This window comes from Blastopirellula retiformator, from assembly GCF_007859755.1.
GTDB classification, from domain to species: domain Bacteria; phylum Planctomycetota; class Planctomycetia; order Pirellulales; family Pirellulaceae; genus Blastopirellula; species Blastopirellula retiformator.
The window spans coordinates 688690-703729 of the sequence record NZ_SJPF01000003.1 but is presented as its reverse complement, the minus strand read 5'-3'; the positions used below and the strand labels follow the sequence as shown (position 1 = coordinate 703729).

The following is a 15040-nucleotide window of genomic DNA, read 5'->3' as shown; positions in this document are numbered from 1 at the left end:
TGACGTGATCAACTCGGAGGCGGGCCGGGCGAGGCGCGGCGTACTAGGAAGGAGTCAGCAAGCGGGGAGCGGGCCAGGCCGGACTCCCCAAAACTACGCTTCCAACAAGCCCTTATAGTTTCTCATCACCAGGTGGCTGTCAATCTTTTGAACCAGATCGAACGCGACGCTGACCGCAATCAACAGGCCCGTACCGCCGTAGAAACTGGCGATCATCGGACTGACGCCCATACCGGAAGAGATAAGCGTAGGAATAATCGCAATCACCACCAGGAAGCTGGCTCCCACATAGGTGATGCGAACCATCACTTTTTCCAAATATTCGGCGGTTCGGCGACCGGGGCGATAGCCTGGGATAAACGAACCGAAGTTACGCAGGTTGTCGGAGACGTCCTTCGGATTGAAGGTAATCGCCGTCCAGAAGTAGCAGAAGAAGTAGATCATCACGATGTAGAAAAGGTTGTACAAGAATGACGATCCCTGACCGAAGCTGCGAGCCAGTTCGTCGAAGATCGAACGACCGGTCCAGCTGGCCAGCCCCTGGAAGATGATCTGCGGGAACATCAACAAGCTGCTGGCGAAAATGATCGGCATGACGCCCGCCTGATTGATGCGCAGCGGCAGGAACTGCTTGGTGCCGCCGTAGACCTTGCGGCCGCGAACATGCTTGGCGCTTTGCGTCGGGATCTTCCGTTGTGCCTGGGTGATGAAGACGACCCCGGCCACGACCAGCACAAAGAGGACCACCAAGGTGAGGATCGTTTCCAGCCCGTACTCGCCCGGCGAGAAGTTCGTCAGCTGCAGGGTGGAGTTTTCGAGCAGGTCGAGGCCAGCCATCGGCATTTGGGCGACAATTCCGGCCATGATCAACAAGCTGATGCCGTTGCCAATGCCGTATTCGTCGATCTGCTCGCCCAGCCACATCAGGAAGACGGTGCCGCAGGTCATGATCATGACTGCGACAAATTGCCAGCCGAGCGTTAATGTTGGATTATCGGGACTGACCCAGAATGCGGAGTTGACGATCGTGTCGCCGTCGGCCCCCGGGAGCAGCATCATGCGGACGTAGACGAAACTTTGAATCAAACAGAGTACGACGGTCGCGTATCTGGTGTATTCGTTGATCTTCTTGCGGCCGGTTTCCCCTTCCTTCTGCAGGTCTTCGATCGGCTTGTAGACCGTACCGAGTAGCTGGAAGATAATCGACGCCGAGATGTACGGCATGATCCCCAGACCGAAGATCGTCATCTGCTGCAGACTGCTGGCGCTGAAGACCGAGACCTGTTGCAGGAACTGCGAGAAGGTGTCGTTTTGCTCGGCCGATTGACGGGCGATCGCGGCGGCGTCAACCATCGGAAGCGTGATTTGCCAACCGACGCGATAGATCGCCAGTAGGAACAGTGTCAGCAGAATGCGCTTACGCAGTTCCGGCACGGTGAAAATGACGCGGATCTTTTCCCACATGGTCCCGTATCCAAATCGACGGAACCATGATCGGGAAAATATGTTTTCCGCCGTAGTTCCGTGCGAGGCAGTTGCAATGAAAGACAGCAGTATAGATCACCAACTACGGTTGGCGATAGATTACTTCTTCGCTTCGCGAGCCGCTTTCTTCTTTTCTTCCACAGGCGTTTTGCCCGGGATTATCACGCACGAGCCGCCGGCGCCTTCGATCTTTTCTTTCGCCGAGGCGCTGAAACGATGAGCCGAAACGGTCAGCTTCTTGGTCAGGTCGCCGTCGCCGAGCACTTTAAGCTCGTCATAACGACGCTTGGCCAAGCCCTTAGCGCGAAGGGTATCCGGCGTGACTTCATCGCCAGCGGCGAATTCGCGTTCGAGGTCGGCGATGTTGATCGCGACCACGTTGACGGCGAACTTGTTGAAGAAACCCCGTTTGGGAACCCGGCGAACGATCGGCATGCGACCGCCCTCGAAGATCGGGTTGCGCGAGTAACCGGCGCGGCTTTTGGCGCCCTTGTGACCGCGGCCCGAGGTCTTCCCGTGGCCCGAACCCGAACCGCGACCGATACGCTTACGTTTGCGGTTCTTTTGGATACCGCTGTGAACTTCGTTGAAATCCATTAGAGGGCGACTCCTCGCAAACGTTGAATGTCATCTCGAGTGCGCAACTGCTTCAGACCTTCGATCGTGGCTTTCACCAGAATGACCGGGTTGGTCGAGCCGAAGCTCTTCGTCAGAACGTCGTGGATACCGACCGCTTCGCAGACGGCGCGGACCGAAGCGCCCGCGATGATGCCGGTACCCGGACGAGCCGGAACCAAAACCACTTTGCCGGCGCCATAGCGACCGATCACTTTGTGCGGAATCGAGCCGTTGACGACGTTCACCGTTGAGAGGGAACGCTCGGCTTGCTTGACGGCCTTTTCGACCGACGGCGGAACTTCGTTCGCCTTGCCGTAGCCGCAGCCGACTTTGCCCTTGCCGTCGCCACAGACGACCATGGCGGCGAAGCTGAAGCGGCGACCGCCCTTAACCACGGCGGAGCAACGCTTGATCTTCACGACCTTTTCCACAAAGGCGCTTTGACGGCCTTGCTTGTCTCCGCGTTGTCGATTGTCTTTCGCCACGATTGGCTCCTTTTGTCCCCGACCCAATCGCCGGGGAGTCGATCAATATCTTGAATGATTTAGAACTGGAGTCCGCCTTCACGCGCGGCATCCGCCAGCGCGGCCAGGCGACCGATGTAACGAAAGTGTCCGCGATCGAAGCAGACCTGGGTGACGCCCGCGGCCTTGGCACGCTCGGCGATCGCCTTGCCGACGGTCGCGGCGGCGTCGCAGTTGCTGCCGGAAGCGTCGGAGCGAAGCTCTTTGTCGCGGGTCGACGCCGACGCCAGCGTCAGGCCTCGTTCGTCGTCGATCACCTGGCAGTAGATGTTCGCGTTGGCGCGGAAGACGCTCAGGCGGGGACGTTCGGCCGTACCACGCACCTTTTTGCGGTTGTGGCGACGACGACGCAGACGTTGCTTGTTGATGAACTTTTCGTGATTCACTTTACGCTACTCTCCTCGCTGGGCTCCGCTTTGGCAGCGGCCATACGATCATTAACGCGTTACTTACTTGGATGCGGCCTTACCAGGCTTCAACTTGACCTGTTCGCCCTGGTAGCGAACGCCCTTGCCCTTGTACGGCTCCGGCTTGCGGGCCGAGCGGCATTCGGCGGCGAACTGACCAACGCGCTGCTTGTCGATACCCTTGATCACCACGTGGGTTTGATCGGGGCAGCTGACGTCGAGATCCGACGGGATCTTCTTGTGAATCTCGTTGGCGTAGCCGACCCGCATCTGCAGGACGTCGCCGGCAATGGCCGCCAGGTAACCGACGCCCACGATCTCGAGACGCTTTTCGTAGCCTTTCGAGACCCCTTCCAGCATGTTGGCGACCAGGGCGCGGGTCAGACCATGAAAGGCCTTCGATTCGCGCGTATCGCCTTCAGCTGCGACGACCACTTCATTGGCGTCGGAATTGACGGTAACGGACACTTCCGGGCGGTGCTCGTAGGAGAGCTTGCCCAGCGGACCTTCAACGTTGATTACGCGGTCAGCGACCGAGATGGTCACTTTCTCCGGAATCGCAACGGGTTTTTTGCCGAGTCGTGACATCGGATGGATAATCCTGTTTCGTCAGTGGGCCGCGTCAGGGCGACGGGCCTGGTCTGATTTGAGCGTGTACCGGTTCGCGAATCGCTTACCAAACTTCACACAAAACTTCGCCGCCGACGTTCTTTTGTCGGGCTTCGCGATCGCTAATAACGCCTTGGCTGGTGCTAATCACGCTAATGCCGAGGCCATCCAGAACCGGAGCCAAGTCACGGCCCTTGCTGTAAATTCGGCGTCCCGGTTTGCTCACGCGACGGATCGTTTGGATCACGCGTTCGCCATTGGGGCCGTACTTCAGCTCCAACCGAATTTGGTTGGCGGGTTCGGATTCAACCACTTCCCAGTCCCAGATGTAGCCTTCGCGCTTCAGCACGTCGGCAACGCCTTGTTTGACTTTGGAAGCGGGCATCTCGACGTGCGGATGTTCCACGCGTACCGCGTTGCGGATGCGGGTCAGCATGTCGGCGATCGGGTCAGTCATCATCGTCTATGGTTCCCCTTTACCAGCTCGCCTTGCGTAGTCCAGGAATCAAGCCGCGGTCAGCCAACTTGCGGATGCAAATACGGCAGACCCCAAACTTGCGATAGACGGCGCGCGGCCGGCCGCACAGATTGCAACGCCGTTCGCTGCGCGAGGAGAACTTCGGCTCCCGCTTCGCTTTCGCGATTTTGGATTTGCTCGCCACGGTACTTTACCTGTGTGGATAAAAAGTATCTTGTTCGTTTCGGAAGTTTTAGCGACGCCCAGGCGCCTTCGACTTCTTTTTGACTTTACGCTTCGCGTCTTTCGAGAACGGAAGGCCCAGGAGCGTTAGCAGCTCCAAGGATTCGGCATCGGCCTTCGTCGAGCAGACGAAGGTGACGTCCATACCCTGCGGACGCGTGTATTTGTCCGGGTTCAATTCCGGGAACACCAGTTGTTCGCTGATGCCCATGGTGTAGTTGCCGTTGCCATCGAAGCATTTCGGGCTGATGCCGCGAAAGTCGCGAACCTGCGGAAGCGCCAGGCTGACCAGGCGATCCAGAAATTCGTACATCCGCTGACGACGCAAGGTGACCTTGCAGCCAATCGGCATCCCTTCGCGAAGGCGGAAGTTCGCGATGCTCTTGCGAGCGCGGCAAACCAACGGCTTTTGACCAGTGAATTCGGCCATGGCCGACACCGCTTCATCGACGTGCTTCTTTTCCGAAACTGCGGTGCCGACGCCCATGTTGACGACGATCTTTTGCAGACGCGGCAGCGAAAGTCGGTTTTGACGACCGAGCTTTTCGGCCAAGGCCGACAGCACTTCGTTTTCGTACTTTTCTTGTAAACGGGGTTTCATCGTTTACTCTTTCCCTCCGCGGTTGCGAAGGCACATGTATCAGTGATGAAATTAGCGATCTGTCCGCAGTTCGTGCGACGCGTCGCTACCGAACTAGTTGCTCTTGCGGGCCGGGGCGATTTCGCCCTGGTCGGCGTTGCACTTCTTGCAAACGCGAACCTTCACGCCGCTATCGAGCGTTTTGGCGCCCAAACGGGTACGCTTGCCGCAGGCGCTGCAGACGTACATGACGTTCGACATCTGAATCGGAGCTTCGCGAACCAGACGACCGCCTTGCGGGTTGCGTTGCGACGGCTTCACGTGCTTGTACATTTTATTGACGCCTTCGACGACCACTTTGCCGGCCGACGGAATGACCTTCAACACTTTGCCTTGGACCACTTTGTCGGCCCCTTGAGCGGGCTTCGAGCGGTATTCGCCAGCGATGATCTCAACGCGGTCATTTACCTTGATAAGCATTACAGCACCTCGTTGGCCAAGCTGACGATTCGCATGAACTTCTTTTCTCGCAGTTCGCGAGCGACAGCGCCGAAGATGCGGGTACCGCGAGGGTTGCCGTCCTTATCGACGATCACCACGGCGTTGCTGTCGAAACGGATATAGCTGCCGTCAGCGCGACGCGTCGGCTTTTTGACGCGAACGATCACGGCACGCACGACCGCCTTTTTCTTAACGTCGGCGCCGGCAATCACTTCTTTGACCGAGCAAATGATGACGTCGCCGAGTCCGGCCGTCCGCTTACGCGTACCGCCCAGAACCTTGATGCACATCACTTCCTTGGCGCCCGTGTTGTCAGCGACAGAAAGTCTGGTTTCTTGTTGGATCATGACTGTTTCGTCCTACTACCCGCAATTGTTGGCGGGAGACTTGCCTTACGATTCGGTCGCCAGGTTTTCGGCAGCTTGTTCGCGAGCGGCCTTCAGGGCGGCGACGTCGACTTCGCGGCTCTTTTCAACGATACGAACGAGCGCCCAACGCTTCGTCTTGGACAGCGGTCGGCTCTCGATAATCTCGACCAGGTCGCCCAGTCCCGACTCATTGTTTTCGTCGTGAACGTGGCAAACCATGCGGCGGGAGTAGTACTTGCCGTACAACGGGTGACGAAGACGACGAGTGATTTCGACGCGGCGCGTCTTATCCATCTTGTCGCTGGTCACTTTGCCGACCAAAACTTTCTTGGGCATCGTATCTATTCCGAAGCTGAGTGGTTGACGAACCGAGCGTTAGCTGGCCGACGCGGCGGCGCGAGCTCGTTCGTTTTGAATCGTTTTAATGCGGGCGATCAGGCGGCGGCGACGACGGAGCTCGGTCGGAGCGTCCAGGCGTTCGGTCTGAGCCTGCATCTTCAAGCGGAAGATCGACTCGGCCGCGTCCTTCAAGGTCGCAACCAGTTGGTCATCGCTCATTTCCCGCAGTTCGTTCGCGTTCATCGTTCAATCTCTGACGTTAGCTAGAGCCTAATTCCGCCTTCGCGGCGTTTACTATTTCGACTCAGCAGTGGTTACCAGGTCAGGACGCTTCCGCACAAAGCGGCAACGGACCGGCATCTTGTGAGCCACACGAGCCAGGCAAATACGAGCCTGCTCTTCAGTCACGCCCGACAGTTCGTAAAGAACCGTGCCAGGCTTCACGACAGCCGCCCAGTAATCAACTTCGCCCTTACCTTTACCCATCCGGGTTTCGAGGGGACGAGAGGTTACCGACTTCTGCGGGAACATACGAATAAACAGGCGACCGATACCGCGGACATATTGCTGGGCGGCGATACGACCGGCTTCGATCGTCGCGGCTTTGATATAACCCGCTTGCGTCGATTGAAGACCGAATTCGCCGAGCACCACCTTGTTACCGCGGGTGGCGTTACCTCTTATACGTCTTCTTTGACTTTTTCGGTACTTGACCCTCCGCGGCATTCGCGACATCGGAATCATCCCCTTCGTAAAAACCGTTGTTTATCCAAACCTGGACCCCAATGTGGCCCTGCGCCGTTTTCGCTTCGGTGAAGCCGTAATCGATCTTCGCACGGAGCGTCGACAACGGAATCGAGCCTTCGATCGCCTTCTCGCGACGCGCCATTTCGGCGCCGCCCAAGCGACCCGCCAGTTGGACCTTGATGCCCCTGGCGCCGGCTTCCATCGTCGATTCCAACGCACGTTTCATCGTGCGGCGGAAGCTCGAACGCTTCGCCAACTGATCTGCGATATCTTCCGCAACCAGTTGAGCACGCAGCTCGGGGCGGCCGATCTCTTCGATCTTCATGTTGATCCGGCGGCCGACGAGGTTTTGCAGCTCTTCCTGCAGCTTCTCGACTTCCTGACCCTTCTGACCGATGATCAGACCAGGTCGAGCCACGAACAACGTAACTTTGACTTCATCGCGGGTGCGGTCGATCTCGATGCGATCGATACCGGCGTTGCGATACTTCTGACGAATTTTTTCATCCGGGTGCCCGCCGATGAACTTGCGGATCTTCTGATCTTCGAGCAGAAGGTCCGAATAGTCCTTTTTGGACGCGAACCAGCGGCTTTTCCAGCCCTGCATCACGCCAGTACGGTAAGCGATCGGATTAACTTTTTGACCCATGCGTCAATATCCTGGCCGAACGACCAAGCGGCGAAACCGCTTAGACTTCGATCTCCTCCAAGGTGACGTGAATATGACAGGTACGCTTCAAAATCGGGTAAGCGGTTCCGCGAGCCCGGGGGCGGAAGCGTTTGATGATCGGTCCGCCGTCGACGCGGGTTTCCGCGACAATCAAGTTGTCTTGCTTCAGCGACTGCCCGCGATTCTGGCTGACGTCCTGAGCGTTACCCAGGGCGCTTTGAATCACCTTCTCCAGCATTCGGGCGCCGCGATGCGGCTGGTAACGCAGGATGTCGAGCGCCTCATCGGCAAACTTGCCCCGCACCAAGTCCGCCAACGGACGCACCTTGCGGGCGCTGATGCGAGCCAGCCGGTGGGATGCTTTAAATGCCATGACGATTCTCCGATAAAACTTCGCCTGATGCGAAGCTTGCACAGGGCTACTGTTACTTCTTCTTCTTGTCGGCGCCGTGACCGCGGAAAGTACGAGTCGGGCTGAACTCGCCCAACTTGTGACCAACCATATCTTCGCTCACATACACCTTTAGGTGCGCTTTGCCGTTATGGACCATGAACGTGTGCCCAATGAACTCCGGCACGATGGTGCAGGCGCGGGCCCAGGTCTTGATCGGGTCTTTGCGGCCAGTCTCTTCCATCTTCTGCACTTTGTAGTACAGCTTCGGTTCGACGTACGGGCCTTTTTTCTGGGATCGACTCATTTGTAGGTCTCGCTAGGCGATATCTGCTTTCGCAATCTGCACGACGGCTTGCTTACTTGATCAGTTTCAAGACGCCATACCGACGGGAACGACGGCGACGAATAATCGCCTTATTCGAAGCCTTCTTCTTGTGACGCGTATGGCCGCCCTTGGTCGGCTTACCTTGCGGCGTAACCGGATGGCGACCGCCCTTGGTTCGACCTTCACCACCACCGTGCGGGTGATCAACCGGGTTCATGGCGGTACCACGAACGTGCGGACGACGACCAAGCCAACGCTTACGACCCGCTTTTCCGAGAACGACCTTTTCGTGCTCGGGATTGCTGGTCTTGCCAATGGTGGCGCGGCAAGTAGAAGCGACGCGACGAATTTCGCCGCTGGGCAAAGCGAGCTGAGCCCAATCCGCTTCGTACGCCATCAAGGTGGCGCTGGAACCGGCGCTTCGGCAGAACGTGCCGCCGCTACCCGGAGCCAGTTCAATATTGTGAACGGCTGTGCCAGCCGGAATTTTGTTCAGCGGTAGGCAGTTGCCGACCGTCGGCGGAGCGTCAGGGCCGCTCATGACCGTTTGGCCCGCTTTCAGGCCATCGGGAGCGATGATGTAACGCTTTTCGCCATCGGCGTAGTGCAACAAGGCGATCCGGGCCGAACGATTCGGATCGTATTGGATCGAATCGACCTTGGCCGCTACTCCGTCCTTGGACCGACGGAAGTCGATCACGCGATAGCGACGCTTGTGGCCGCCGCCGCGGTGACGGGCGGTGATCTTACCTTGGTTATTGCGACCGCCGGTCTTCGTGATCCTACGAAGCAGGCTCTTTTCCGGCTGAGCGCCCTTCGTCAGTTCGGCGAAGTCGCTGACCGTGGCGTTACGGCGCCCAGCGGAGGTCGGCTTGTATTTGCGAATTCCCATTGTCTTTTATCTCTCAGGCTGATCAGGCGCTGCCGCGCCATGTCGCTCGTGATTGATCCGGTTTAGAAGAAGTCGATGCGGTGTTCCGAGTCCAACGTCACCAAAGCCTTCTTCCAGGCCTTCGTCATGCCGGTACGAAAACGGTACCGGCGAGTTTTTCCCTTACGCGTTTGCGTGTTGACCTTAGCGACCTTCACTTCAAACAAGGTTTCAACCGCTTGCTTGATGTCTTCTTTGGTCGCCTGCGGGCTAACTTCAAAGGCGTACTGATTATTTTCGCTCGAGCGCTGCACACCCTTTTCGGTGACGAGCGGACGAACGAGGACCTGATGCGGGTCCAGCGTCAGTTTCGAGTTGTTCGTGGTCGTAGCCATTGCGGCCTCTACGTGATAACGAAGCTAATTCGTTGCGTGTGACTAAAGTTACGCCTTCGCGGCTTTCGCCTGGGCGGCCTTTTCCTTGATCGCATCCAACGCGGACTTGGTGATGACCAAGCGCTTCGGCGTCAAGATCTTCAGGGCGTTCAACTCCGAAACCGGGCTGACCGTCACCTTTTCGATGTTGCGGGCGCTCTTGTAGACCTTTTCGTCCAAAGCGGGGATCGTGATCAGGGTCGATCCGCCGTAGACCTTCAAGGCCTTCAGCGTGTCGGCAACCTGCTTCGTCTTCACTTCGGACAGGGCAAATTCGTTCAGAACGACGACGCTGCCGCTTTGGATCTTCGAGGCGAAAGCCATGCGGGTCGCCAACTGCAACGCCTTACGATTCAAACGATACGAGTAATCGCGAGGACGCTTGGCGTGGATGTGACCACCGCCACGACGGACGCCGCTACGCTTGTGACCAGCACGAGCGTTACCGGTACCCTTCTGTCGATACATCTTCTTCGTCGAACCGGCGACTTCGCCGCGGGTCTTCGAGCGGTGCGTACCTTGACGCAGGTTCGCCTGGTACATGACGACCGCGTCGTGCAGCAACTGCTTGCTGATGCGCGGGGCGATGTCCGTCGACTCGATGTCGTACTTACCGACTTCTTTGCCAGCGGTATCAAAAATTGGCAAACTTGGCATGACTCGTGACTCTTTCGGGTTTCGCTCAATCGCGGCGGCCAACTAACCTAGCTGCCGGACCGGAAACTTAAACCATGTTCGTTGCTTTGACGACGACATAACCGCCGTTCGGACCAGGAGCAGCGCCGTAGACGAGAATCAGGTTGTTTTCTTCGTCCACTTTCACAACCTTGACGTTCCGCTGCGTGACCTTGGCGGCGCCATACTGACCCGACATCCGCAAACCTTTGAACGTCCGACTCGGGTAGGCGGAGCAACCGGTACCGCCGGTATGACGGTGAACCTTCTTCACGCCGTGGGTAGCACGCTGACCGGCGAAGTTGTGACGTTTCATCACGCCCGCATAACCGCGACCCTTGCTAGTGCCGACGATATCAACCGCCTTCACATCGGCCAGAACGCCGACCTTGACTTCTTGGCCCAGCTCAAAGCCTTCGACCGAACCACGAAGCTCACGGACAAACTTCTTCGGTTCGCAATCGGGCTTGGCCGCAGCTTCGACGCCGGCGGCGGCGAGCTTCTTGGCGCGCTTGCTGGAAAGAGGAGCGACTTGACCACGTTCGCTACGACTGGCCAGGCGGCGGGGCTTATCACCAAAACCCAACTGCACTGCTTCGTAGCCATCGCGCTCCTGCGTTTTCAGCTGGAGCACGTGACACGGACCTGCTTCGATGACCGTAACCGGGACGACGTTGCCAGATTCGTCAAAAACCTGGGTCATCCCGACCTTGCGGCCGAGTATGCCTTTTGTCATTTCTCGTATCTCTGTGTGGTCTGTCGCTTTGCCTACCAGGATCGACCGGACGGCCGATTACCCGAGAGGCTTCCAGCCATGCAGATACATCCGGGTAAAACTAGGAATGGGAACCGCCGCGACTATCGCGAGGTCGCCTTGATCTTAATATCAACGCCCGCCGGCAGATTCAGCTTATTCAAAGCTTCAATCGTCTTGGCGGTCGCCTGCACAATGTCGATCAGACGCTTGTGCGTGCGAATCTCAAACTGCTGACGAGCCTTCTTGTCAACGTGCGGGCCCGAGAGCACGGTGTAGCGCTCAATACGGGTCGGCAACGGAATCGGGCCGTGAACCTCCGAATGCGTTCGCTTGGCGGTATCTACGATTTCCAGAGCACTCTGATCGAGGATCGAGTGGTCGTAGGCTTCCATCCGAATGCGAATAACTTCTTGGGGCACGGAACCGTTTCCTTCGCTGCAAAAAGCTCGGCCAGATTTGGCGTCTCAGCCGAGTGAATCTCTCTTTGTGGACCCCAGCAAGTAACTGGGAAACCGCCAATCTTAGAAATTGCAAAGCCAGTCGTCAATGGGCCGCGCGAAAATTGGGGTTGAATTTCGTTCGAATTCCGAAATACCGCATCGCCAGTGGGGAAATCTCGTCGCTAGCGACCGCCATAGCCCACTCAAAACCGGTCGAAGCCGCCTAAAATCACATCAAAAACGTATTCGCCACTTCCTGCGGAGCCGCCGCGTATTTCAGCGGCTCCATCGAAGAACTGGCTCGCCCCTGGCTCAAACTACGCATCGCGCTCGAATATCCGAACAATTCGGCCAGCGGAGCGTGGGCGTCGATCAGGGCTTCGCCGTTGCGGGTTTCCGTTTTCGCGATTTCCCCTCGGCGTTTCATGATATCCCCGACGAAATCGCCGAGATGATCCTCCGGCGTGACGATTTGCAGCTTCATAATCGGCTCAAGCAGCACCGGCTTGGCCGCTCGCATCGCCTTTTCAAAGGCGTCTCCCGCCGCAATCGCAAATGCGGTGTCGTTGGAGCCGACTTCGGCGATTTCCGCGTCCAGAATCGTGATTTTGATGTCCCCCAGCGGAAATCCGCCGATCACGCCGCCGCCAGCGCCCCGCTGTTGCAGCTCTTCCATCGCCGCTTCGATCAGCGAGAAAGGAACCTTATCGGGGGGGCATTTCGTCATCACGACAACCGGTTGCGCCGGATTATCGACATGTTCCAGCTGAATCGTCAGCTTCGCGAACAGCTGCTGGCCGCCGACCACCCGGTGACATTCGCCGGTGACTTTCGCCGAGCCGCCGACCGTTTCGCGATAACTGACCCGCGGTTTGTGGACCTTCACGTCGAGCTTGAAATCTCGCAGCAGCTTGTGGCGAATCACCTCGAGGTGCAATTCCCCCATTCCGCTGATCACGGTCTGCCCGGTGTCCTTGCTTTCGGTCGCCCGGAACGTCGGGTCCTGGCGCTTCATCATCTCCAGCGTATCGGCCAGCTTGTCCTTTTCGGCCGACGATTCCGGCTCGATCGCCATCGAGATGACCGTTTCCGGAAACTCGATTGACTCGAGCAAAATCGGGGCTTTCGTATCGCAGAGCGTGTCGCCGGTGACCGAATGACGCAGGCCAATCACGCCGACAATGTCCCCTGCGCCGACTGATTCGACCTGGTCTTTGCGAGACGCCTGGATGTGCCACAGCTGGGCGCAGTTCTCTTTGATCTCTTGACCCGGATTCAGCAGACGCGAGTTCTGCTTGAGCATGCCCGAGTAAACCCGCACCCATGTCATGTCGCCATGCTTGGCAGGCAAGATCTTAAACACGAGTCCGCAGAACGGCTCGTCCGGATCAGGCGAACGCGTTTCTTTCGCGTCTTTCTTGGTGGGATTGGTTCCTTCGACCGGCGGCACGTCTTGCGGGCTCGGCAGGTAGTAGGTCACGCCGTCGAGCACCGGCTGCACCCCGATTCCATCGAGGGCCGAACCGCACAACACCGGCTGAATTTGGTGCGAGAGGGTCGCCTGACGCAATACGCTGCGAATCAGATCGGCCGGAATCGGCTCTTCGGCCAGGCTCAGCTCCATCAACTCTTCGCTGAGATCATAAAGCGGCTCGAGCATCTTTTCTCGCCACTCCTGGGCCCGCTGGAGCTGGTCTTCCGCAATGTCGGACAGCTTTATCGCCGGAGGCGAGACTTCGTTGTCGAAGGTGAGCTGCTTCATCTCGACCAGATCGATGATGCCGCGGAACGCTTCGGCCAGGTGGGGCGGACCAGCGCCGATCGGGATCTGGATCGCAACCGGGTTCGCTTTCAGACGATTGCGAATTTCGTCGAGCGTCCCTTCGAAGTTGGCGCCTTCACGGTCCATCTTGTTGATGAACGCGATTCGCGGAACCTTGTAGCGATTCGCCTGTCGCCAAACGGTTTCACTTTGCGCCTCAACCCCTTCGCGAGCGCTGAAGACGACGACGCCGCCGTCGAGCACCCGCAGGCAACGCTCAACCTCGGCCGTAAAGTCGACGTGGCCAGGCGTATCGATCAGGTTGACGACGTGATTGCGCCAGTGGAACGTCACGCACGCCGAATAGATCGTGATGCCGCGTTCGCGCTCTTCTTCGTCAAAGTCGGTCTCAGTCGTTCCCTTATCGACCGCGCCGACGCGATGCGACGTGCCGGAGTAATAGAGCATCCGCTCGGTCACCGTCGTCTTGCCGGCGTCGATGTGGGCGATCACCCCGATGTTTCGAATTGTCTCTAGCTTGCGGTTCATGTCTCGAAATCTCTGACCAACCCGGATCTTAGGTAATCGGTTATTCTCAACTTCGTCGCCGTCAGCGGCTACCCCACTGCGCGACCAAATGCCGCAAGGAGAATAGAGCACGCGTGACCGGGCGGATTGCTCCAAACAGCATCATCCGCGTCGCAGCAACGCTGAACTTGCGGACGCATTGTTGGGTTTCGCTGCGCTGCCACCAACCTACCAATGAAGCTGGACACGCGGAGACAGTGGAGAGCGCATAAAAAAACCGCACCGACATAGATCGGTGCGGTTTTCTTTGTTTTGGTCGCGACTACCAGGCAAAGTGAGCGAACGCCTTGTTCGCGTCGGCCATGCGGTGGACGTTTTCGCGGCGAGTGACCGCGGCGCCTTCGCGATTGTAGGCGGCGTACAGCTCGTCGGCCAACTTCAGGTGCGTCGGACGCCCCTTCTTGTCGCGGACGGCAAACAGCAACCAGCGAATGGCCAGCGATTGCTGACGGGTGCGGTTGACCTGCATCGGCACCTGATAAGCGGCGCCACCGACGCGCTTCGAGCGGACTTCGATATGCGGCTTGACGTTTTCGATCGCCTGGGTGAAGGCGTCCAACGGCTCGACTTCCGGCAACTTCTTTTTCAGTTCGTCAAGGGCGTCATAGAAGACGTTCTGCGCGACGGTCTTCTTGCCGTCGTACATCAGGCAGTTGATGAATTTGCTAACCAGCAGCGATCCGTATCGCGGATCGGGCTTCAAGGTATCGCGGCTGGCGGTAATCCGGGCCATGTTTCTTTCCTAAGCGTTTGTTCGAGTATGCGGAGCGTTAGCTCTTCTTAGCGCCGTAACGGCTGCGAGACTGCTTACGGCCGTTCACGCCCAGGGCGTCGAGCGAACCGCGGACGACTTGATAGCGAACGCCCGGCAAGTCGCGAACACGACCGCCGCGAACCAGCACGATCGAGTGTTCCTGCAGGCTATGGCCTTCGCCCGGAATGTACACGGTGACTTCTTTGCCGTTCGACAGACGAACGCGGCAAATCTTACGAAGAGCCGAGTTCGGCTTCTTCGGCGTCATGGTACGAACCTGGAGGCAAACGCCGCGCTTCTGCGGGCACTTTTCAAGGACCGGCGACTTCGAGAACTTGCGCTTCTTCTTACGCGGTCGCCGAATCAACTGGTTAATCGTAGGCATCGAAAGTCCGTATGGCTGCTGCTACTATTGGAGCAATTGAGTGCAGTGGAAACCAATCAAAATACCGGATCGAGAGCGACTGTCAAGCGGTAATCGCTTCGGCGAAC

Annotated in this window: 24 protein-coding genes; all 24 read right to left on the bottom strand. The window is 58.0% G+C overall.

Annotation, left to right across the window (positions count from 1 at the left end; all coding sequences use genetic code 11):
- Window positions 1-93 precede the first annotated feature (93 nt).
- Entirely contained in the window at window positions 94-1464 is a 1371-nt protein-coding gene (gene secY, locus Enr8_RS14680) for a preprotein translocase subunit SecY (protein WP_146432788.1), read from the bottom strand.
- Window positions 1465-1584: 120 nt separating this feature from the next.
- The gene (gene rplO, locus Enr8_RS14675) at window positions 1585-2082 is read right to left on the bottom strand and encodes a 50S ribosomal protein L15 (protein WP_146432786.1); all 498 of its coding nucleotides are present in this window, start codon (window positions 2080-2082) and stop codon (window positions 1585-1587) included.
- Window positions 2082-2588 (bottom strand): 30S ribosomal protein S5, encoded by a 507-nt coding sequence (gene rpsE, locus Enr8_RS14670; RefSeq protein WP_146432784.1) that lies wholly within the window; start codon window positions 2586-2588, stop codon window positions 2082-2084. Before rpsE ends, rplO begins: the two co-directional genes overlap by 1 nt.
- 59 nt (window positions 2589-2647) lie before the next feature.
- Window positions 2648-3013 (bottom strand): 50S ribosomal protein L18, encoded by a 366-nt coding sequence (gene rplR / locus Enr8_RS14665; protein ID WP_146432782.1) that lies wholly within the window; start codon window positions 3011-3013, stop codon window positions 2648-2650.
- Between the two features lie 63 nt (window positions 3014-3076).
- Window positions 3077-3622 (bottom strand): 50S ribosomal protein L6, encoded by a 546-nt coding sequence (gene rplF / locus Enr8_RS14660; protein ID WP_146432779.1) that lies wholly within the window; start codon window positions 3620-3622, stop codon window positions 3077-3079.
- Between the two features lie 85 nt (window positions 3623-3707).
- Window positions 3708-4103, bottom strand: a complete 396-nt coding sequence (rpsH, locus tag Enr8_RS14655; protein ID WP_146432777.1) for a 30S ribosomal protein S8 — start codon at window positions 4101-4103, stop codon at window positions 3708-3710.
- A 16-nt stretch (window positions 4104-4119) separates the two neighbouring features.
- The gene (locus Enr8_RS14650; RefSeq protein ID WP_002655461.1) at window positions 4120-4305 is read right to left on the bottom strand and encodes a type Z 30S ribosomal protein S14; all 186 of its coding nucleotides are present in this window, start codon (window positions 4303-4305) and stop codon (window positions 4120-4122) included.
- 48 nt (window positions 4306-4353) lie between these two features.
- On the bottom strand, window positions 4354-4944 hold the full coding sequence (gene rplE / locus Enr8_RS14645; protein ID WP_146432775.1) for a 50S ribosomal protein L5: 591 nt from the start codon (window positions 4942-4944) through the stop codon (window positions 4354-4356).
- Between the two features lie 93 nt (window positions 4945-5037).
- Window positions 5038-5403: a 50S ribosomal protein L24 gene (rplX, locus tag Enr8_RS14640; protein WP_146432774.1), complete on the bottom strand. Its 366-nt coding sequence runs from the start codon at window positions 5401-5403 to the stop codon at window positions 5038-5040.
- Window positions 5403-5771, bottom strand: coding sequence for a 50S ribosomal protein L14 (gene rplN, locus Enr8_RS14635; RefSeq protein WP_146432773.1), 369 nt, complete (start codon window positions 5769-5771; stop codon window positions 5403-5405). The genes rplX and rplN overlap by 1 nt, the downstream gene beginning before the upstream one ends.
- A gap of 45 nt (window positions 5772-5816) precedes the next feature.
- Complete coding sequence (gene rpsQ, locus Enr8_RS14630) at window positions 5817-6128, bottom strand: 30S ribosomal protein S17 (RefSeq protein ID WP_146432770.1); 312 nt, start codon at window positions 6126-6128, stop codon at window positions 5817-5819.
- A 39-nt stretch (window positions 6129-6167) separates the two neighbouring features.
- Window positions 6168-6374: a 50S ribosomal protein L29 gene (rpmC, locus tag Enr8_RS14625; RefSeq protein WP_146432767.1), complete on the bottom strand. Its 207-nt coding sequence runs from the start codon at window positions 6372-6374 to the stop codon at window positions 6168-6170.
- Window positions 6375-6425: 51 nt separating this feature from the next.
- Window positions 6426-6857, bottom strand: coding sequence for a 50S ribosomal protein L16 (gene rplP, locus Enr8_RS14620; protein WP_261342468.1), 432 nt, complete (start codon window positions 6855-6857; stop codon window positions 6426-6428).
- Complete coding sequence (rpsC, locus tag Enr8_RS14615; RefSeq protein WP_146432762.1) at window positions 6805-7527, bottom strand: 30S ribosomal protein S3; 723 nt, start codon at window positions 7525-7527, stop codon at window positions 6805-6807. Before rpsC ends, rplP begins: the two co-directional genes overlap by 53 nt.
- A 40-nt stretch (window positions 7528-7567) precedes the next feature.
- The gene (rplV, locus tag Enr8_RS14610; protein ID WP_146432760.1) at window positions 7568-7921 is read right to left on the bottom strand and encodes a 50S ribosomal protein L22; all 354 of its coding nucleotides are present in this window, start codon (window positions 7919-7921) and stop codon (window positions 7568-7570) included.
- Between the two features lie 52 nt (window positions 7922-7973).
- Window positions 7974-8246, bottom strand: a complete 273-nt coding sequence (gene rpsS, locus Enr8_RS14605) for a 30S ribosomal protein S19 (protein ID WP_146432758.1) — start codon at window positions 8244-8246, stop codon at window positions 7974-7976.
- 52 nt (window positions 8247-8298) lie between these two features.
- Window positions 8299-9159, bottom strand: coding sequence for a 50S ribosomal protein L2 (gene rplB, locus Enr8_RS14600; protein WP_146432756.1), 861 nt, complete (start codon window positions 9157-9159; stop codon window positions 8299-8301).
- A gap of 62 nt (window positions 9160-9221) precedes the next feature.
- Window positions 9222-9533, bottom strand: a complete 312-nt coding sequence (rplW, locus tag Enr8_RS14595; protein WP_146432754.1) for a 50S ribosomal protein L23 — start codon at window positions 9531-9533, stop codon at window positions 9222-9224.
- A gap of 48 nt (window positions 9534-9581) precedes the next feature.
- Complete coding sequence (gene rplD, locus Enr8_RS14590; RefSeq protein ID WP_146432752.1) at window positions 9582-10229, bottom strand: 50S ribosomal protein L4; 648 nt, start codon at window positions 10227-10229, stop codon at window positions 9582-9584.
- 67 nt (window positions 10230-10296) lie between these two features.
- Window positions 10297-10950 carry a 50S ribosomal protein L3 gene (rplC, locus tag Enr8_RS14585; RefSeq protein WP_246120110.1) on the bottom strand — a complete coding sequence of 218 codons (654 nt, stop codon included), beginning with the start codon at window positions 10948-10950 and terminating at the stop codon, window positions 10297-10299.
- 155 nt (window positions 10951-11105) lie between these two features.
- Entirely contained in the window at window positions 11106-11423 is a 318-nt protein-coding gene (gene rpsJ / locus Enr8_RS14580) for a 30S ribosomal protein S10 (protein WP_146432748.1), read from the bottom strand.
- 250 nt (window positions 11424-11673) lie between these two features.
- The gene (gene fusA / locus Enr8_RS14575; RefSeq protein WP_146432746.1) at window positions 11674-13755 is read right to left on the bottom strand and encodes an elongation factor G; all 2082 of its coding nucleotides are present in this window, start codon (window positions 13753-13755) and stop codon (window positions 11674-11676) included.
- A gap of 301 nt (window positions 13756-14056) precedes the next feature.
- Window positions 14057-14527, bottom strand: coding sequence for a 30S ribosomal protein S7 (gene rpsG / locus Enr8_RS14570; protein WP_146432744.1), 471 nt, complete (start codon window positions 14525-14527; stop codon window positions 14057-14059).
- Between the two features lie 37 nt (window positions 14528-14564).
- A complete protein-coding gene (rpsL, locus tag Enr8_RS14565; RefSeq protein ID WP_002655479.1) occupies window positions 14565-14933 on the bottom strand; it encodes a 30S ribosomal protein S12 in 369 nt (122 codons plus the stop codon).
- Between the last annotated feature and the right edge of the window lie 107 nt (window positions 14934-15040).